Genomic DNA, 19,060 nt, shown 5'->3' on the forward strand with positions numbered 1-19,060 from the left:
AGTGCGAAAGCTCATGCGTCATTCCACTACGTAGTATTCTCGACAAAACCGGTTTCGATCTCGGTGGGGCCTGCATAGTCGGCCTGGGTGGTCTGATAGCTTTTCTTCAACCGGCCCGTAATCGTTAAATAACCGTCTTTGTCCAGCGAACCCACGTCGCCGGTATGCAGCCAGCCGTCGATATCCAGCGTAGTTGTGGTCATGTCCGGTTCCCGAAAATACCCCCGCATGGTCCAGTCGGAACGGGTTAGCAGTTCGCCGGTAACGGGGTCAAATCGCATCTGAATGCCGGGATAAGGCAGTCCGACCGTTCCGTCTTTGATGGCATTAGCGGGCATGACCGATACCACCCCCAGATTTTCGGTCAGTCCGTAGGCTTCCTGAATAGAGATGCCCAGTCGGCGGAACCACTCGATGAGCGGTACGGGCGTCGGAGCTGCGCTGGTCAGAATCAAACGGGCATTGTTTAGACCGAGTGTCATCCGCAGGCTTCGTTTGATCAGGTTCGACACCAGCGGAATAGCGAGGAGCCAGTCGAGTGTTTTCTGCGGAACTATCCGGAGGATATGCTGCTGAAATTTTATCCAGATCCGGGGCACGCCCAGAAAGTGGGTAGGGCGGGCCGCAGCCAGGTTTCTGGCGAAAGTGGTCGTTGATTCAACAAAATAAACCGTTCCGCCCGTAATGAGACTGAGTGCTTCCACCAGGTTGCGCTCGGCAACGTGGCAAAGCGGCAGATACGAGAAAAACCGGGGATTAGGCACATCGATTCGCATCTGCGGCAGGGTAGCGTCGATGGCGCTGATCATGGCTTTGTAGGGCATCTTGACTCCTTTCGGATTGCCCGTCGTGCCTGAGGTGTAAATAATCGTAAACAGATCTTCCGAATGAGGCTCCGGATTATCGGTCATCGGTTCGTAGTGTTCCAGAATATCGTTCCAGGGTGCAGCATCCGGGGGCGTTGCTTCGCCGGTTTGGGGCGGAAAAGCGATGCAGTGAACGGTTGGAGGAACACCGGCTTTCATGTCCGGCCAGTTGTCGAGTTTACCAACAAACAACACAGAACAGTCGCTGTGATCCAGCACCTGCCGGAGTTGGCCCGCCGTCAGGGTTGGATAAAAGGGAACAGAAACGTGACCACTTAGCAGAATAGCCAGATCGGCAATAATCCAGTGAGCACAGTTTTTCGAAAGGAGACCAATGTTACTTTTCGGAGGAAGACCCAGCGAATTCAGATAAGTTGCCAGGACACGGGCCTGCTTTCCGACTTCGTGCCAGGTATAATCGCGGTAACGGTCGCCTTCGGGTTGACGCAGATAGACTTTTCTGGGCTGTTGTCGTTCCCAATAATAGAAATAGTCAAGCAGCGTCCGCCCTTTCTGGAAATCAGAGCGTAACGTGTTCATAGTAGAAAGTTTGGGCTGGATTTTGAACTACTAAAATAGAATTACTTTTTGAAATAATTGTAGTTAATGTAGAAATACTTATTTAAAATTCTTGTTCTTTTCTTGTGTTTCTTCATGGAAGCTGCTGATTGATAATAAAATGGGCGCATTTCGTGGCATTCCGATTACCTTTCATCCATAAAAAATACATTTATGTAAAAACGGGTGTCTGTTAATTAGGCGCTTTTCAGGGCTGGAAGGTGGTGCCAATGGCCGGATGAATGCCGGTATTTCAAACCGTAGGGGAGAATTACGATGGGATGTTGGCATCCTGATGCGGTTTCTGTACTTTTAGCAACAGGGCAGGTTGCCCGGCTTTTGCAACTTGTCGTGTTTCGATGCGGTCACTGATCTCTCTCCTGCTGTTCCTTACTACCTTTTCATTTGGTCAGGCCCCGAAAAATCCGAAGGCCGATATCAAATTGCCGAAAGATCCGGCTTATACCACGGCCCCGAACGGTTTTCCGGTTTTTGATACACCCGCTCAGGTTGCCAATGCGTTTAATTACGCCCGGCGTCAGGAGGAAAAACAACTGAAGCTACCAGCCAACAGCCTGGGAACCTTGTCGTTGCCGGAAGAGTATCCAGCCCTTTCTGCTGCCGATCGGGCCTTGTTTATCACCAACAGCGAACGGACCGCGCGGGCGGGCATCAATTACGGAGCCGGAAAAACGCTTGGTTTGCCGCTTGAAGCCCTGGAAACCAACCTGAATGCCGTTGCGCAGGGCCACGCTGCCGACATGACGACCCACCATTTTTTCGGACACACCAGCAAGGACGGTCGTACGGCTTTGCAGCGTATCAACGCCAAAACCGTATTTAGTGGCAAATGCTACGAGTTTATGTCGCGGGCCGAAAATATTTATATGTTCTGCTATTATTCGAGCGACAAACCCGTGTTGAAAATACCCACTTTCCTGGTTGAACAGGCAATTTTCTCCTGGCTCTATCAGGACGCTTCCGTGGCCTGGGGGCATCGCGAAACGCTGTTGATTCAGGACCGGGATGCGTCGGGTGGGCAGGGCTTTCACAACAACCGCGGATCGGCTTCCAGCGAAGGGTTGCTGGGCATCGGACTGGCAACAAAAGCCGATTACGGCCCCTGTTCCAGGGTTTCGGGTTACCAGCGGGTCGGCCACGTGGTCGTTATGAATCTGGTGGACCCCGCGCCCGACTGCCCGTATACCATTCCCTAACTTTTCTGCAAAACCGTTTTTGGGCTGCCTGCCCGAACCGGGCGGGTGCGGAAAATACCTGCCCATTTTTCTTTAAAATCTCCTCCAGATTGGGCCGAATGGCCGAAAACAGAATTGAGTAAAGACTGACAGGACAGGCTAACGGTTTGTCGTCGAAATTCAGCGGGTGACAAGTAGAACGTTCCCTGGCTCTTCTTTTGTGACAAACTTTATCTATAAAAAATGCTAAATGAAACACTTCTCCGCCTATACTGCCGAGGAGTTAGCCGCTGACGAATTATTCATTCGGTGGGTACAACATCCTGATGATGCCGAGGTCTCGGCCTACTGGGAGGGTTGGCTGGCTCACCATCCGTATAAAGAAGACACCGTGGCGCTCGCCCGTGAACTGGTGCATCTGGCATCCAGTCCGGCTTCTCTGCCAATGGAGGGAGAGGAGGTGGTATCGCTGTGGGGACGAATCCGGTCGTCGATTCAGGAAATGCCGGAGTTACAGCCGTTGCAGCCCGAAATCCAGACCTGGGTGACCAACTGGTACATTTTCCGCTGGGTGAGTGCTGCTGCTGCCATTGTCCTGTTTATCGGCTGGGTGTTCTGGACGCAGGGATCGCACGCTATGGAAACCATCCGGACGCCACACGGTGTCGATAAAACCGTTAAACTGCCGGATGGAACGATGGTGAAACTGATTGGAAATAGTCAGCTCCGGTTTGCCCGTGTGTGGTCGGAGGAAGTGCCGCGCGCGGTCTGGCTCGAAGGAGAAGCGTATTTTACTGTAGCCGAGCACCCGGGCTCAGGCGAAGACAGCAAATTCCGGGTGCACACCACCACCCTGACGGTGGAAGTACAGGGAACCCGGTTTAATGTATCGCAGCGAAAAAAAGGAACACGCGTGATGTTGTCGTCCGGGAAAATAAAACTGATGCTGAACGATGATCCCCAGGTGATCGAAATGAAGCCTGGCGAGTCGGTGGAAATTCCGGCCCCGGTAACGGTTCAGCGTAAAACTTCATACATCCATACCACTGCCAAGGTTCAGAATCTACCGATTAGCTAAGCAATACTCATATAATTCAATAGTAGCGTTTTTGTTAATTTAATCTAAACCAACCATCTCTACATGTATGAAAGGCAGGACTACTAGTCTTCATTCTCCGTGGATGAACCGGAGAATCATCTTCAATCAGTTAAGTACCTACAGTTTGGCGGGCTTATTAATCGGAGGACTACCCGCTCAGGCGGCCACAGATCCGTACGCTGGCAACGCCACGGCAGGTTTTAAAAATCCGTCGGGCCGGGCTGCAACAAACTCCGTGGTGCAGGAACGAACCATCTCCGGACAAACGCTGTCGTCGGAAGACAATACGCCATTGCCGGGGGTGAACGTCGCCGTAAAAGGCACGACGCGCGGAACCACCAGCGATGCTGAAGGAAAATTCCGGATTGCGGTTCCGGACAATAACGCCGTGCTGGTGTTCTCGTCGGTCGGGTTTACGACGCAGGAAATTACGGTGGGGGCGCAGTCAATGATTGACGTCAAGATGGCCGTTGATCAACGGACGCTGAACGAAGTCGTGGTGGTCGGTTACGGAACCCAGAAAAAGAGCCAGTTGACCGGGGCCATTTCGTCCGTTGGTTCGAAAGAAATCGCAGAATTGCCGGTTACGAACGCCCGACAGGCGTTGCAGGGCCGGGCGGCCGGGGTCGATGTGGTGCAGAGCAGCAGCAAGCCGGGGGCCGGGCCGGTTGTCCGGATTCGTGGTCGGCGCTCGATCAACGCCAACAACGACCCACTGTACGTCGTGGATGGTATTCCGCTGGCCGGAGGGATCGACGATATTAACCCCTACGACATTGCGTCGATGGAAGTCCTGAAAGATGCGTCGGCAACGGCTATCTACGGTTCGCGGGGGTCCAACGGGGTGGTGCTGATTACGACCAAACGCGGGAAAACCGGTAAAACGGTGGTCAGTTATGATGGCTACTACGGTTTTTCGGACCGTTTGGGACAGATCGACGTGTTCAACGGACCGGAGTTTGCCGAGTATAAACGCGAATCGCGCCGGGCCGTGGGTGAATACCCCGCAGGCATAGATGCAACCGCCGATTCCAAACTGTTCGAAACGGTTGAATTAGACGGTATTGCCAACAACCGGACCACCGATTACCAATCGTACCTCCTGCGGCAGGGCAACATTCAGAGCCACCAGGTTGGCGTGCAGGGCGGGAACGAAAAAACGCAGTTTTCTATTTCGGGTAACTATTTCCGGGATGTCGGTATTGTAAAGAACCAGGATTTTACCCGCTACACCTTCCGGATTAACCTCGACCACCAGATTAGCAGCCGGATTAAAGTCGGTATTTCAACCCTCGGCGTATATAGTATCCGTAATGGCGAAAACTTCAATCCGCTGGGTGGTTCCTACGCCGAAAACCCGCTGGGAAAACCGTTTGATGAAAACGGAAAGCTGATCTTTCTGCCAACTACCGACGGCCAGCGTACCAACCCGATTGCCGAGATCGTTCCCGGTGCGCAGGTGGATCTAACCAAGCGGATGCGGATTTTCAACAGCATTTACGGCGAATGGAACATTCTGGAGGGGCTGAAATACCGCGCCAACTTCGGGCCGGACCTGACCAACCGGCGCGTCGGTCGGTTTGTCGGGAGCCAGACCAATTCCCGTCGGCTGGCCGATCCAACCGCCTTCTCGTTTAACGAATACCAGTTCAACTGGACGCTGGAAAACATCCTGACGTACAACAAAACGTTGAATAAAATTCATAACCTGAATATCACGGCGCTGCATTCGGTTCAGAAAGACGATTACGAAACCAATGAAATCAGTGTAACGGGTGTACCGGCCGAATCCCAGCAGTTTTATAATTTAGGGCAGGCATCACTGATTAACAACGTAGGAAGCAACGTCCGGCGGTGGGTGCTGAACTCCTACATGGCCCGGATCAACTACGATTACAACGACAAATACCTGCTGACGCTGACGGCGCGCTACGACGGTTCGTCGCGGTTTGGTGAAAACACCAAATACGGTTTCTTCCCGTCGGCGGCCATTGGCTGGAACGTCAGCAATGAACCGTTCCTGAAGTCGGTTACCTGGATTGATAACCTGAAACTGCGAGCCAGTTACGGCACCATCGGTAGCACGGCTATTGACCCCTACCAGACCCAGGCGCAGCTTGCCCGGACCACCTACGCGTTTGGTAACACGGGCGCATTCGGCTACCGGCCTTTTACAATCAACAACCCGGACCTGAAGTGGGAAACCACTACTTCGGCTAACATTGGTCTGGATTTCAGTGTATTCCGGGGGCGGCTTTCCGGTTCGTTGGAATACTACCGCGCCGATACGCGTGACCTGCTGCTGTTCGATCAGTTGCCGCTTACCAGCGGTTTCGACCGGGTGCTGCGGAACGTGGGCAAAACCCGCAACGAGGGAATTGAGCTGACGGTTTCGAGCGTCAACGTCGATGCTCCCGGTGGTTTCCGGTGGACGACCGACCTGCAATTTACCCGCAACCGGGAGTCGATTCTGGAGCTGTTCAACGGGAAAGTAGACGACATCGGAAACGCCCGTTTCATCGGTCAGCCGCTGACGGCTTATTATGATTACAAGAAAATCGGAATCTGGCAGACCAGCGAAGCCGAAGAAGCCAAACGGTACCAGAGCACACCTGGGCAGATCAAGATTCAGGATACCAACCAGGACGGCAAAATTGACGGTCTCGACCGCGTCATCCTCGGATCGCAGGTGCCCAAGTTCAGTCTGGGTCTGACCAATCGGTTTGAGTACAAAGGCTTCGATCTGTCGTTCTTTGTCTTTGCCCGCATCGGTTATATGTTCCGCAGTATTTTCCACCAGGACTTCCTGACCCTGGCCGGTCGTTACAATAGTCTGGATGTAGACTACTGGACGCCCAACAATCCGACGAACGAATTTCCGCAGCCGAACAAAAATCAGGAATTTCCGCCTTTCCGCTCAACGCTGCTGTATTTCGACGGTTCGTTCGTGAAAATCCGGAACATTAACTTTGGCTATAATGTGCCATCGAAGCTAACCGAAAAACTGCGCATCAGCTCCCTGCGGGTGTTTGCCAGTATCCAGCAACCCTTTATCTTCTCGGAATACCGGTCGAAGTATAAAGGGATTGACAGCGAAACCGATGGCGACGTCAACGCCGATCAGTCACCGGCGGTTCGGCAGACGACATTTGGGATTAACCTGAAATTTTAACCTGGATTGAAGTAATTTTAAGAACTTACACGATGAAAAGATATAAATCACTCATACGCCTATTTAGTCATTCCTCCCTGGTTGCGGGCGCACTTTTGCTCAGTACAACGGGTTGTAAAAATCTGCTGGAAGAAGTACCTGTTTCGCAGGTCAGCAGTGCCTATGCCAGCACCCCGAACGGTTTTGAGTCGGTGGTAAAAGCCGCCTATGCTTCCCTGCGTGAATATTACGGTCGGGAGGGGGCGATGACCTTGAGCGTTTTCGGAACCGATACGTATACGATGGGGGCCGACGGCAGCTACAAGTTCGTGAATCAGTATACGTCGCAGATCAACGCCCAACTGGACATTACCCGCGACCTCTGGAACGCCTTCTATAAAGCCATCAACACCATCAACGTGGCGCTCGATGCGGCTGATGGGATTGCGGGGCTGGACGAAACGATCAGAAAACGCCGGATTGCCGAACTGAAATTTCTGCGGGCGCACCACTATTTCATTCTGGTCCAGACATTTGGACCGGTAACGTTGCTGACCAAAGGCAACCTGCTGCCCAACAAGGAGTATACCCGTACACCGGTGAAGGACGTTTACGCGCAGATTGTTTCGGACCTGGAGTCGTCGCTGACCGATCTGGGAACGCCGACCTCTGATTATGGCCGCGTAACCAAAGGAGCCGCCGAACACCTGCTGGCCAGAGTGTATCTGACCCGGGCAACGGATAAAGACGCCATGGCTGCCGATGACTTTGCCAAAGCCGCCACCCACGCCCAGAACGTGATCAATAATTACACGTACAGCCTGCTACCGGATTTTGCGGGCGTATTTGCGCAGGGAAGTGGCGAAGTAAACAGCGAGGTCATTTTTGCTACGCAGTATACCACGGACCCCATCTCAAACGTAGGGACGAATACGGGGTATAACACCACCACGACCAGCAACGTCACGATCAACGGAAACCAGACGCACCTCTATTTTGGGATGGAATACGATGTACAGGCCGGGATGATGCGCGATATTCAGAACGGACGGCCCTTCAAACGGTTCCGGCCCACCGATTACCTGCTGAATGTGGTGTTTGCCGAGAAAGACCGGGTAAACGATTCGCGCTACAAGAAATCGTTTAAGGACACGTGGCTGTCGAACAACCCCAGCAAAACGACACCGATCTTCGACACGTCAAAAAGCTCGCTGAAATTCAACGCTGGCGATACGACCATCTTTATTCCGGGGTACGAAATGCCGCTGGCGGAGCGGGCCAAACGGCCTTATCAGGTGCTGGTGCCGAGTTTATACCGACCCAACCTGTTTCCAACCCTGCAAAAGTTTCTCGATCCGCTGCGTCAGAACGTCAATTACGAGCCCGGTAGCCGCGACTTTATCATGTTCCGGCTGGCTGAGACCTACCTGATTGCGGCTGAAGCGCTGATTAAACAAGGCAAGCCAGCGGAAGCCGTTCCGTTCATCAATGCGGTTCGTCGGCGGGCGGCCTGGCCGGGTAAAGAAAAGTCCATGGAAATTACGGCGGCTCAGGCCACGATGGATTTCATTATGGAAGAACGCGAACGGGAGTTGCTGGGCGAAATGCACCGTTGGTTTGACCTCAAACGCTGGGGCAAGCTGGTGGAACGGGTAAAACTGTACAACCCCGATGGCGGTCCGAACATTCAGGAACACCACGTGCTGCGTCCGATTCCGCAGGACCAGATTGACCGGACGACGGGCGGTTTAGCTAATTACCCGCAAAATCCGGGGTATTAAGCCCAAACCGTATTCCCTGCCACGGCTCCTGAATCCACAGATCGGTTCAGGAGCCGTTTGGTAGTTGAATTGAGTAGATTCTTCCGCACGTTTGCTTCCTTCACCGGGTTCGGTTGACTACCACTACACTTTAAACTTCTTTCGGTTAACTGAATCAAATCGATCATGCAGAATACCGTTAACAGACGTCAATTTCTTACTACCGCCGGTTTATCGGCGCTTGTTCTAGGCACGAAAACGAATCTACTGGCCGAAACCGCTAAGAAGTCCGGTTTAAAAATCGGTTATTCCGGCATTACGTGGGGTGGCAAAGATGAACAGGCTATCAAAGAGCTTTCTTCGCTGGGGTATAAAGGAATTCAGCTTCGGGCCAATACGTTTGCTCCTTACAAAACCAAACCGTCTGAACTGAAAGCGTTGCTGAATCAACACCGCCTGCAACTGGCGATGTTTTCGAGCGGAAATGTAGAAGTCGATCCGGCGAAGTTTCAAAGCACGGTTGACTTGCACGTAGCCCATGCCAGCTTTGTCAAGGCTCTGGGGGGCTCGGCACTTCAGATGACCAACAGCCTGCGGAAAAACGGGCAGGCCCCGACAACGGAGGAGCTCAAAAAACTGGCGCAGGTAATGAATGAAATCGGGAAGCAAACCGCTGATCTGGGCGTTCAGGCTACCTACCATAACCACATGAACCAGTGGGGCGAAACGCCGGAAGAGGTGGATGTGCTGGTGCAGGAAATGAACCCGAAATACGTTAAACTGCTGCTGGACATTGCCCACTACAAACAGGGCGGGGGCGACCCGGCCAAAGCCGTACTGCAATACAAAGACGTGCTGCACGCGCTGCACCTGAAAGATACCAAAAGCCCGCTGCCCGAAAAGCCCGACAATCCGAAAGCCTATAAGTTCGTTGAACTGGGGCAGGGCAACGTAGACGTTCCGGCGGTGTTTGCGGCCCTGGACAAAATCAAGTTCAAAGGCTGGGGGGTAGTAGAACTGGACGGCGTTCCCGATCCAAACAAAACGCCCCTGCAATGCGCGCAAATCAACAAAGATTACATTACCAAAACGCTAAACTTTCCCCTCTGATCAACTCTGATGTTCTCCGATAACTCTGTGTAATAACTGTAAATCAGAGTTAATCAGAGAACATCAGAGGTTATCGGAGACAACATTATGAAAACATTCTTGATGACGGCGGCTTTGCTGGTAGGGCTGATGGCCGCCGAGAAACCGCAGGCGCCCAATACCCTGACCGAGAAAGAGAAAAAGGACGGGTGGAAACTGCTGTTCGACGGTAAAACCACCAAAGGGTGGCGGGGTGCCTACAAAGACAAATTTCCGGAGAAAGGCTGGCTGATTCAGGATGGCACGCTGACCATCAGCAAATCCGACGGATCGGAGTCGGCCAACTACGGCGATATTGTAACCGATGGCGAATACAGCGATTTCGATCTGACGTTTGAGTTTAAGCTGACAGAAGGCGCCAACAGCGGGTTGAAATATTTTGTGGTGGAGGAAACTCCCAAACCAGCGGGTTCGGCCTATGGTCTAGAATACCAGGTCCTGGACGACGACAAACACCCGGACGCGAAAAAAGGCCGTAACGGAAACCGTACCGTTGGGTCGCTCTACGATCTGATTCCAGCTAAGGATAAGAAAGCCAACCCGATTGGTGAATGGAATCAGGCCCGCGTCGTGTCGAAAGGCAAGCACGTAGAACACTGGCTGAACGGCAAAAAGGTGGTTGAATACGAGCGGGGCAGTGAAGCGTTCCGGCAACTGGTGGCACAGAGCAAGTACAGCGCCCCGTCGTACAACGCGCACGGCCGGTTTGGCGAAGCGCCCAAAGGACACATTCTGCTCCAGGATCACGGCGACCGGGTTTCGTTCCGGAATATGAAGATTAAAACGTTATAAAAAAGTCGTAAGCCAAAAACGATCAGCGGATTATAGTAGACTTTTGTAAAATAAGTCTTTCCGTTAATGGTCTTCTGGTAACTATCAGACGTATACTATCTTACAAACAACTAAACGACATACCGTATGGAAAATCGTCGCGACTTTATAAAGAAATCTGCACTGGCCGGGCTGGGCATGAGCTTTTCAGCCGCCAGCTACGGGCGTATTCTGGGCTCTGCCGACCGCGTACGGGTCGGGATTGTTGGTTTCTCGGATCGCTTCCGGGGGGCGCTGGCACCCAGTTTTGCCACCCATGCCAAAGAACTTAATTTCGAGTTTGTGGCCGTATCCGACATCTGGAGCCGTCGGCGCGATGAGGCCGAGGCCCACCTGAAAAAGAATGGCTGGATCAGCGACAACTTCGTTAAATGCCGCAACAACGAAGAACTTTACGACCGTAAGGATGTGGATGCGGTAATTATTAGTACCGCTGATTTTCAGCACGCCCTGCACTGCGCGGAAGCCGTGGAGGCCGGACGCGACGTATACGTGGAAAAACCGTTTGCGGAGTCGCTGGAAGATGCCCGCAAGGCGCTGAAAGCCGTTGAGAAAAGCAAGAAAATCGTACAGGTTGGTTCGCAGCGCCGGAGCACGCCAAACTACTGGGCCGCCAACGAATTCATTAAATCCGGCAAGTTTGGCGATATTACCATGGTCGAAATGACCTGGAACGTCAACCAGCCGGGGCGGTGGCGCCGGGCTAAACTGGTTTCGGAAATCAGAAAAGAAGATACCGACTGGAAACGGTATCTGATGAACCGCCCGATGGTGGAGTGGGACCCGCGTAAATACCTGGAATTCCGGCTGTTCTATCCGTATTCATCCGGTATTCCAGGACAGTGGATGTCGCACCAGATTGATACCGTTCACTGGTTCAGTGGGCTGGATCACCCCCGCTCGGTGGTGGCCAACGGCGGTATTTACGTCTGGAAAGACGGACGTGTAAATCCCGATACGTTCACGGCGGTGTTCGATTACGGCCCGGATGATGACAAAACCAAAGGCTTCCAGGTGCTGTACAGTTCCCGGATGAACAACGAAGCGGGCGGAACCAAGGAATTGTACTACTCGAACGGGGGTATGATTAACCTGGATACCAACAAAATCAGCTCCGAGGGCGGTCTGCAAGCCAGAGCTGCGCAGGAAATGGGTATGAAGCCCAATCTGCTACCGGAACAGACGCTGGCAACAACCGGCGAGAAGCAGGTGACTTCGGCCAATACCGGGGCCGACCCGATGACGTCGCGGCACATGCGGAACTGGATGGAATGCGTTCGTAGCCGGAAAGAGCCGAATGCGCCCGCCAAAGCCGGATACAACCACTCGGTAGCCAGCATAATGTCGACCATTGCTTACCAAACCGGTGAACGTGTGACCTACGACAGCGCCAAGCAGGAAATCATGGCGAGCGGAAAAACGGTAAAAGTTTGATTTAAATAGAATCCGATCAAAACGCGGATTAAACGGATTTGTCGGTTTCGATCGGGCCTGTCCGTTCAATCCGCGTTCTCATAATTACCCATCCTGAAAATGAAAAAACTGACGCTGTACTTTCTCCTGATGACCACCAGCGTGATGGCGCAGAAGCAACGCGTTCAACTGATAAACAATGAAGCGCAGAAACGCGTGGATGTAACGGTTGATGGCAAGCCGTTTACGGCTTACATCTACCCGGGACCGGATGTGCTGAAAAAGCCGGTGCTCTATCCGATCCGGACGGCGGGTGGAAACTTTATCACGCGCGGCTGGCCGATGGACCCCCGCCCGGGCGAGCGCGTCGATCACCCGCACCATGTGGGAATGTGGCTCAACTACGGCGACGTAAACGGTCATGATTTCTGGAACAATTCCAACGACGTTAAAGGACACGGCGGACCGTTTGGGACGATTGTACACACGGGCATCAAATCCCTAAAGAGCGGAGGAGAAAAGGGGGAACTGGCGGTGACGGCCGACTGGCTCGATAAAGACGGTAAACCCATGTTGCAGGAAAGCACCACGTTCGTATTCAGCGGAACGGCGAAGGAGCGTCGTATTGAGCGCATCACAACGCTGAAAGCACTGGACAAAGATGTGACGTTTAAGGACAACAAAGAAGGAATGGTAGCGATCCGGCTGGCCCGCCAGCTCGAACATCCCTCCAACAAGCCGGAAGTCTTTACGGACGCCAGCGGGGTAGCTACCAAAGTTGCGCAGATGGACAATTCCGGCGTTACCGGAAAATACAAAAGCAGCGAAGGCATTGAAGGGGAGAAAGTGTGGGGAACCCGCGCCAAATGGATGAACCTGACGGGCGTTATCAACGGGGAAAACGTCTCGGTTGCGATTCTCGACAATCCCAAAAATGTAGGTTATCCCACCTACTGGCACTCGCGGGGGTACGGTTTGTATGCCGCCAACCCGCTGGCCCCCAGTATCATGAGCGAAGGAAAAGACAAACCGATGAATTACACGCTGCCCGCCGGTAAGTCAGTAACATTCCGGTATACGGTGTTGATTACATCGGGCACGGTTTCGGATGAGTCACTCAGCCAGAAAATCAATTAAACTGCTGACGGGCATAAAAAAGCCATCTGATTCATCAGATGGCTTTTTTATGCCCGTCAACCCCCTTTTTTGCGTCTGTCCGTTAATTCAGTTGGACACTAACCGGAGCCTTATACGAAAACTGGGTTTGTTTGAGGTGCATCCACGAACGAAAAACCGGGCTTTTAACGCCTATTTTAGCCAGTTCGTCGTCGATCTGACGAAGCAGAAAGGTCACCTGATGGACCATCATCCACTGTTGTTTAACCTGCTGTCGGAGTTGCGTGACTGGCCCCATCGCCGATGTGTCGTTAACTAACTGCCGGATGGTACTCCGCAGGTGATACTGAATGACCACTAACCGGCCCACCAGCGAATGGTCGGCGGGGTGCTTCTCCAAAAAGTAAATTCCTTCAGCGATAAGTTGATTCCGACGTTGCAGGTGCTGGGCTACAGTAAGCCAGGCTTGATCAGCTTTGATCGAGTCGTAGGAGACCTTTTTCATGATACTAGGTTATCTACAAGTTTTTAGTACGGCTATCTTAAAATAACTAATTATCCAAATAATATGCCAGTGTTTGCTCTGGGAGAGAAAATTTTAGTTGGATATTTTAGTAAAAGGTAGTTTTTCATTTCTTTCCTTTATGAAAGTAGCCAAACGGCTTCTAACCGGCTAAAAATTTGATGGCGGTCTGAAAAGTCATAGGAAGGTAACGGCTGAACCTACCGATAATAGCGCAGGAAACCACACCGGATTCTGGTTAAACCAAGGAATTGTTGACCAACAGACCACTTTCCAGGAGCTTATGAAAATGGGGCAGCTTTCGGGCTTCCTTGATGGCCGGTAATTGGGTCTCGTGGCAAATATCCGTTCCGACGAAAGAAACCAGCCGGTGGTCAATCATCCATTCCGCCAGATGACGGGATTCGCGGGAGGGCTGGCCCGTTAGCGAAAGCAGATTCATCTGGAATTTTACACCCTGTTCGTGGAGGCCCTGAACCGCTTCGGGGTCCTTTTGCAGGTATATGTACTGCTCGGGATGCGCCATAACCGGAATGATATTTCGCTGTTGAAGGGCGGTAATAACTTTGTCCAGTTCATACGGGCGCTTAACCAGACTGGTATCCAGAAGCAGGTAGCGCGCGTTGTTTTTGCCAAACGTCAATAAGTCGGCATTGGTGTACAGAATTTTCAGCAGGTTGATATCCACGAAGTATTCGGCGGCCACTTCGACTTCGATGTCAATCTTTGATTTCTGCAATTCGTGTGTAAGCAATGCGGAAGACGCCGAGATGCTCTCAATCGTATTATGATAGAAGCCGTTCATGATGTGAAGCGTGGCCACTACTTTCCGGTAACCCAGGGCCGATAGTTCACGAAGCAGACTCATACTGTGTTCAACCGAATCGGTTCCGTCCTGCCTGCCGGGCAGCAACTGGGCGTGAACATCAACGTAAAGTTCGGGAATCAGAGTTGCCGAAGCCGGTTTGTTCGGTTTTGCAAAGGCGCGGAGGAAAAAATTAAAAGGCATTTTCTGAATAACTAATCAAGTTCAGAAAGCCGAGGAGGTACACGGTTTCGGTTAGCCGACGACCTCGACTGTCGGGGAGTAGATGACATGAATCATGCCAGAGCGGTCGAGAGTGGCCCGAATGTGATTATTGGGAATCTCCAATATCGAAGACTCCCGTAAACTCAGAAAAAACGCCTGTTGGGGTAGCGTCAGGAAACAAACTGCGGATACAGTTCACGGAAGCTGGCAAGTTCCTGATCTTTGTCGGAAACAATTGGATTTTCGATGCCCCAGTCAATATTCAGATCGGGGTCGTTCCAGATCAGGCCCGATTCCGCAGCTTTATTATACACGTTGGTGCATTTGTAGCTAAAAATGCTGTCTTCCAGCGCCACAAAACCGTGGGCAAACCCTTCCGGAATGTAGGCCATATTGCTGGTTTCGCCATCCAGAATAAAGGATTCGTACTTGCCAAACGTGGGCGACCCTTCGCGCAGGTCGACGGCAATGTCCATCACTTTTCCGATAATAACCCGCACCAGTTTACCCTGAGCAAACGGCTCCTTCTGAAAATGCAATCCCCGCAGGACACCTTTTACCGAGAACGACTGATTGTCCTGCACGAAACGGTCCGGTAATCCCAATGCAGTAAAAACGGGTTGGTTATACGTTTCCAGAAAGCTGCCGCGAGAGTCCTTGAATGTCTGAGGGCGTAATTCAATCAACCCTTCGATTGATGTTTTGATAACCTGCATGAAATACCTATTGAGCCTGAAGCACCGGTTTGTCCGGTATCAGCCGACAAATTTAGGAAACTCTATCTACTTCCAGTAATTTTGAGCCGCACCTTTTTATAGAAACCTAGTATTTTTCGCATCCGATCGACCTATGACGGCTCAGGAGTTGTATCAGGCTATTGTAAGTAAAAAGTCCTATTTATGTGTCGGTCTGGATACCGATATCCGGCGCATTCCGGCCCATCTTCAGCGTGAGCCGGACCCGGTTGCCGCTTTTAACCGACAGATTATTGAAGCCACGGCGGAGTATGCTGTCGCCTATAAACCCAATATTGCATTCTACGAAGCCCAGGGACCGCGCGGCTGGGAAAGCCTGCAACGGACGCTGGAATACATTCCAAAAGACTGTTTTACGATTGCCGACGCCAAACGGGGCGATATTGGCAACACGTCCAGTCTGTATGCCCGCACGTTCTTTGATCCGGCTTCGTCGGGGCTGGATTTCGATGCCGTAACAGTAGCGCCTTACATGGGCCGCGATTCTGTGGAGCCCTTTCTGGAATTTGAAAACAAGTGGGTCATTCTGCTGGCACTTACTTCCAATGCTGGCAGTGCCGACTTCCAGCAGTTGCCCGTTGATGGGGAAAAGCTATACGAAAAAGTGATTAAAAGGTCGCAAACCTGGGCGGGTGCTGAGCGGATGATGTACGTAGTAGGAGCAACCCGGGCCGATGAACTGGCGCACATCCGGACGCTCATTCCCGCTCATTTTCTGCTGGTTCCGGGCGTTGGGGCGCAGGGCGGTAGTCTGGCCGATGTATCGCGTTACGGTATGAACAGCCAATGCGGTTTGCTGGTCAACGCATCGCGCAGCATCCTCTACGCATCCAGCGGCACCGATTTCGCCCAGAAAGCCGCCGACGAAGCGCGGACGTTGCAGCAGGAAATGAAAACGCAGCTGGAGTTAAAGAAGTAAGAGTGAAGAGTTAAGAATGATGAGTTTGGGTGAACAGTGTGACTTTTGGAGCTTTTCTACTTCAAAGGTTACGAAGCCAGTTGCCCTGTCAACTCATACCTCTTCATTCATAACTCATAACTCCTACATGGCTGAGGATTTTCTTTACTTTCTCTGGCAGTTTCAATATTTCCGGACTACCGATTTGCGGACGGTAGAAGGCGAAACACTCCGGGTGATTCATCCGGGATACCGGAATCCGGATTCAGGACCAGATTTTACGCAGGCCCGGCTGCTGGTCGGCAATGTGGAATGGGTCGGAACGGTGGAAGCACACATCCGGGCGGGCTATTGGCTTTTGCACCGTCATCACCAAGACCGAGCGTATGATAACGTCATTCTGCACATTGTCTGGGATCAGGAAGCCGTGGTCTTAAAACGGTCGGATGGCTCGGTCATCCCGACCTTGTGTCTGAGCGAACGCGTGGAGCGGAGTCTGTTATACCGGTACCAGACCCTGCTGGCGGAAGCGGGAACCATACCGTGTGCGGGCCGAATCGGAGATGTGGAGTCGCTGCGCCGGACGGCGATGTTTGATAAGGTATTGTTGCAACGGCTGGAACGGAAAGCCGCCGGGGTTATGGATTTGTTTCGGATGGCGGGGCAGGATTGGGAAGAAACAACCTACCGATTGCTGGCTGCGGCTTTCGGTTTTCAGGTCAATGCCGAACCGTTCGAGCAAGTAAGCCGTCAGGTTCCGCTTAAAATTTTACACAAGCACCGTGATAACCTGCTTCAGATTGAAGCTCTGCTGTTCGGGACCGCCGGACTCCTAAACGACGCCGAACCGGATGCGTATCAGGCGACTTTGCTGCGGGAATACGGTTTTCTGGCGGTTAAATATCAATTGACGGCAAAACAGGTACCGGCCCATTCGTGGAAGTGGGCGCGGCTGCGTCCGGCTAATTTCCCGACGCTTCGGCTGGCGCAGTTCGCCAAACTATTGACTTATAAAAACAGCCTGTTTTCGCTGCTGATCGAAACCGACGAAAGTGCGGCCTTGCTGCGGCATTTGCAGGTGACTCCCTCCGTTTACTGGCAAACGCATTACCGTTTCGGAAAATCGTCGGATACCGTTCTGGCAACGCTGGGGCAAGCCTCCGCCGAAAATTTGCTGATCAACGTGGTGCTACCGTTGCTGGTGGCTTATTCACACCACAAAGATCAACCCGACTACCGGGAACGGGCCGTGGCGCTGCTGGAACAACTGCCCGCCGAAAACAACCGGGTCACCCGAGTCTGGCAGGAGCTGGGTATTCCGATCCAGACCGCTTTTGATTCGCAGGCTTCCATCGAATTATACAAAAACTACTGCCAGACCAAACAATGTCTTTCGTGTCAGATTGGGGTGAGTTTGCTCAAAGGGTGCCCGAAAACGATGGGTAGCTAAAACAAAACGGGGCCGTTCGAAATTCGAACGGCCCCGCCATTACGTATTACTTACTAACGCTTAAAGTCCACTGGGTCCTCCGGCCGTTGGGTCGGTGGTGCCACGATAGGGGTTGTTACTGCTGGGACTGGTCCAGACATCATCGCCGGAATTCCAGTTACGGTTTGCGGTTCCTGCCGTTTCTTCCGTACCTGTGCCGGTTACTCCGGAGCGACTGCTGCCCGTTTCAAACGGACCGGTCGTCTGCCCATAGTCGCCTTCGCGAACCGTATCCCGCATTTGTGAACGAATCCCATTCCGATCGGTATCGTCGTCGTTATCTGACTCCAATTTTGCCCGTTCGTTGATGAACGACTCGGCAATTTCGGTCAGCTTTTTATCGGTCATTTTCTCCTCTTCCAGACTTTGCTCAATCAGTTGGGCAGCCTCATGGTAACCCAGGAGCCGGGCTAGTGAATGGAGCGAGCCGTAAGCGGCAATCTCGTGGTGTTCCACTTTCTGACCAGCGATGATCAGGCCCGCGTCGCGGGTGAGTGAACCTGAGTCGGTAGCCGCAATTACCACATCGCCATCATCGACCAGACCGTCGACGGCATTGCAGGTTTTTTCGTCGGCTTCAACGCCTATGTGCTGAAAAATTTGTTCCAGTCGCTGGATTTGATTCCGGGTTTCGGCCAGGTGTTGATGAAAAGCGTCCCGTACCACATCGGTCGTAGCGGCCTCTGCCATCGTTGGCAGTGCATCGGCAATTTGTTTTTCGCCGTAGTAAATGCCTTTCAATTCGCTGATGAACAATTCACGCAGTGAGGTGTCCGTATCATTCATGCCAAAAAAATTCGCTAACTGATCCGTGAACGAAGCCATACAGATATGATTTAAAGGGTTAAACATTGAGTTTCATTGCACTCCCCTTCGCCCAAATGCTGTACCAGTTTATAAATTATTGACTATTAAGGCTTTAAATAATCCTACCTGTAGATAAATTACCTCGTTTCGGGGATTGGCCTCCTCGTAGAAACTCCTCACGGCCAGCGCAGACGCTAGGAATTGTTGATCAGACTGACGCCGGAGCCTAAAAAGACCAGACCAACAATAAACGGAGCCAGCGATTCCCATTTTGTGATGCTCATGCCCAACAGCGGTTTGGCATCGGATAGAAAGGCAATACAGGCAAATAAAATGACAATAATGCCAAGAATGGTCAGCGTTGCGCCGAAAAAGCGTCGGAAGTTGTTCTTATCCATTGTACTTCACAAGTCGTAGTA

16 protein-coding genes are annotated in these 19,060 nt (G+C 52.2%); 10 read left to right on the top strand and 6 right to left on the bottom strand.

What is annotated here, in order from left to right; genetic code table 11:
• Positions 1–26 precede the first annotated feature (26 nt).
• Complete coding sequence (locus LX87_RS06190; protein WP_111627258.1) at positions 27–1,406, bottom strand: AMP-binding protein; 1,380 nt, start codon at positions 1,404–1,406, stop codon at positions 27–29.
• A gap of 377 nt (positions 1,407–1,783) precedes the next feature.
• Here LX87_RS06190 and LX87_RS06195 point away from each other — a divergent pair, with 377 nt between their 5' ends.
• From LX87_RS06195 to LX87_RS06230, 8 genes are all read left to right on the top strand, one after another.
• Positions 1,784–2,641, top strand: a complete 858-nt coding sequence (locus tag LX87_RS06195) for a CAP domain-containing protein (protein WP_111627259.1) — start codon at positions 1,784–1,786, stop codon at positions 2,639–2,641.
• Between the two features lie 229 nt (positions 2,642–2,870).
• Positions 2,871–3,698, top strand: coding sequence for a FecR family protein (locus LX87_RS06200; RefSeq protein WP_111627260.1), 828 nt, complete (start codon positions 2,871–2,873; stop codon positions 3,696–3,698).
• 103 nt (positions 3,699–3,801) lie between these two features.
• Positions 3,802–6,891, top strand: a complete 3,090-nt coding sequence (locus tag LX87_RS06205) for a SusC/RagA family TonB-linked outer membrane protein (RefSeq protein WP_111627261.1) — start codon at positions 3,802–3,804, stop codon at positions 6,889–6,891.
• A 32-nt stretch (positions 6,892–6,923) separates the two neighbouring features.
• Positions 6,924–8,651, top strand: coding sequence for a RagB/SusD family nutrient uptake outer membrane protein (locus LX87_RS06210; RefSeq protein ID WP_111627262.1), 1,728 nt, complete (start codon positions 6,924–6,926; stop codon positions 8,649–8,651).
• Between the two features lie 165 nt (positions 8,652–8,816).
• Positions 8,817–9,740 (top strand): sugar phosphate isomerase/epimerase family protein, encoded by a 924-nt coding sequence (locus LX87_RS06215; protein WP_111627263.1) that lies wholly within the window; start codon positions 8,817–8,819, stop codon positions 9,738–9,740.
• A gap of 87 nt (positions 9,741–9,827) precedes the next feature.
• The gene (locus LX87_RS06220) at positions 9,828–10,571 is read left to right on the top strand and encodes a 3-keto-disaccharide hydrolase (RefSeq protein ID WP_111627264.1); all 744 of its coding nucleotides are present in this window, start codon (positions 9,828–9,830) and stop codon (positions 10,569–10,571) included.
• Between the two features lie 126 nt (positions 10,572–10,697).
• Entirely contained in the window at positions 10,698–12,044 is a 1,347-nt protein-coding gene (locus tag LX87_RS06225) for a Gfo/Idh/MocA family protein (RefSeq protein ID WP_111627265.1), read from the top strand.
• Positions 12,045–12,143: 99 nt separating this feature from the next.
• A complete protein-coding gene (locus LX87_RS06230; RefSeq protein ID WP_111627266.1) occupies positions 12,144–13,160 on the top strand; it encodes a DUF6807 domain-containing protein in 1,017 nt (338 codons plus the stop codon).
• 82 nt (positions 13,161–13,242) lie between these two features.
• On the opposite strand, the gene LX87_RS06235 is transcribed toward LX87_RS06230, so the two are convergent.
• From LX87_RS06235 to rfbC, 3 genes are all read right to left on the bottom strand, one after another.
• Positions 13,243–13,644, bottom strand: coding sequence for a hypothetical protein (locus LX87_RS06235; protein WP_111627267.1), 402 nt, complete (start codon positions 13,642–13,644; stop codon positions 13,243–13,245).
• Positions 13,645–13,900: 256 nt separating this feature from the next.
• Positions 13,901–14,671 carry a tyrosine-protein phosphatase gene (locus LX87_RS06240; protein WP_111627268.1) on the bottom strand — a complete coding sequence of 257 codons (771 nt, stop codon included), beginning with the start codon at positions 14,669–14,671 and terminating at the stop codon, positions 13,901–13,903.
• Positions 14,672–14,862: 191 nt separating this feature from the next.
• Positions 14,863–15,408, bottom strand: a complete 546-nt coding sequence (gene rfbC, locus LX87_RS06245) for a dTDP-4-dehydrorhamnose 3,5-epimerase (protein ID WP_111627269.1) — start codon at positions 15,406–15,408, stop codon at positions 14,863–14,865.
• A gap of 133 nt (positions 15,409–15,541) precedes the next feature.
• Between rfbC and pyrF the strand changes: the two genes are divergently transcribed.
• Positions 15,542–16,366 carry an orotidine-5'-phosphate decarboxylase gene (gene pyrF, locus LX87_RS06250; RefSeq protein WP_111627270.1) on the top strand — a complete coding sequence of 275 codons (825 nt, stop codon included), beginning with the start codon at positions 15,542–15,544 and terminating at the stop codon, positions 16,364–16,366.
• Between the two features lie 127 nt (positions 16,367–16,493).
• Positions 16,494–17,795 carry a DUF2851 family protein gene (locus tag LX87_RS06255; protein ID WP_111627271.1) on the top strand — a complete coding sequence of 434 codons (1,302 nt, stop codon included), beginning with the start codon at positions 16,494–16,496 and terminating at the stop codon, positions 17,793–17,795.
• Positions 17,796–17,855: 60 nt separating this feature from the next.
• On the opposite strand, the gene LX87_RS06260 is transcribed toward LX87_RS06255, so the two are convergent.
• A complete protein-coding gene (locus LX87_RS06260; RefSeq protein ID WP_111627272.1) occupies positions 17,856–18,659 on the bottom strand; it encodes a YciE/YciF ferroxidase family protein in 804 nt (267 codons plus the stop codon).
• Positions 18,660–18,835: 176 nt separating this feature from the next.
• Positions 18,836–19,039, bottom strand: coding sequence for a hypothetical protein (locus LX87_RS06265; protein ID WP_111627273.1), 204 nt, complete (start codon positions 19,037–19,039; stop codon positions 18,836–18,838).
• Positions 19,040–19,060 lie beyond the last annotated feature (21 nt).

Origin of the sequence: Larkinella arboricola, from assembly GCF_003259745.1 — a bacterium.
Lineage (GTDB): Bacteria > Bacteroidota > Bacteroidia > Cytophagales > Spirosomataceae > Larkinella > Larkinella arboricola.

Coding starts and splice junctions, on each gene's coding strand:
- LX87_RS06190 (WP_111627258.1), bottom strand. CDS start 1,406: ATGAACACGTTACGCTCTGATTTCCAGAAAGGGCGGACGCTGCTTGAC.
- LX87_RS06195 (WP_111627259.1), top strand. CDS start 1,784: ATGCGGTCACTGATCTCTCTCCTGCTGTTCCTTACTACCTTTTCATTT.
- LX87_RS06200 (WP_111627260.1), top strand. CDS start 2,871: ATGAAACACTTCTCCGCCTATACTGCCGAGGAGTTAGCCGCTGACGAA.
- LX87_RS06205 (WP_111627261.1), top strand. CDS start 3,802: ATGAACCGGAGAATCATCTTCAATCAGTTAAGTACCTACAGTTTGGCG.
- LX87_RS06210 (WP_111627262.1), top strand. CDS start 6,924: ATGAAAAGATATAAATCACTCATACGCCTATTTAGTCATTCCTCCCTG.
- LX87_RS06215 (WP_111627263.1), top strand. CDS start 8,817: ATGCAGAATACCGTTAACAGACGTCAATTTCTTACTACCGCCGGTTTA.
- LX87_RS06220 (WP_111627264.1), top strand. CDS start 9,828: ATGAAAACATTCTTGATGACGGCGGCTTTGCTGGTAGGGCTGATGGCC.
- LX87_RS06225 (WP_111627265.1), top strand. CDS start 10,698: ATGGAAAATCGTCGCGACTTTATAAAGAAATCTGCACTGGCCGGGCTG.
- LX87_RS06230 (WP_111627266.1), top strand. CDS start 12,144: ATGAAAAAACTGACGCTGTACTTTCTCCTGATGACCACCAGCGTGATG.
- LX87_RS06235 (WP_111627267.1), bottom strand. CDS start 13,644: ATGAAAAAGGTCTCCTACGACTCGATCAAAGCTGATCAAGCCTGGCTT.
- LX87_RS06240 (WP_111627268.1), bottom strand. CDS start 14,671: ATGCCTTTTAATTTTTTCCTCCGCGCCTTTGCAAAACCGAACAAACCG.
- rfbC (WP_111627269.1), bottom strand. CDS start 15,408: ATGCAGGTTATCAAAACATCAATCGAAGGGTTGATTGAATTACGCCCT.
- pyrF (WP_111627270.1), top strand. CDS start 15,542: ATGACGGCTCAGGAGTTGTATCAGGCTATTGTAAGTAAAAAGTCCTAT.
- LX87_RS06255 (WP_111627271.1), top strand. CDS start 16,494: ATGGCTGAGGATTTTCTTTACTTTCTCTGGCAGTTTCAATATTTCCGG.
- LX87_RS06260 (WP_111627272.1), bottom strand. CDS start 18,659: ATGGCTTCGTTCACGGATCAGTTAGCGAATTTTTTTGGCATGAATGAT.
- LX87_RS06265 (WP_111627273.1), bottom strand. CDS start 19,039: ATGGATAAGAACAACTTCCGACGCTTTTTCGGCGCAACGCTGACCATT.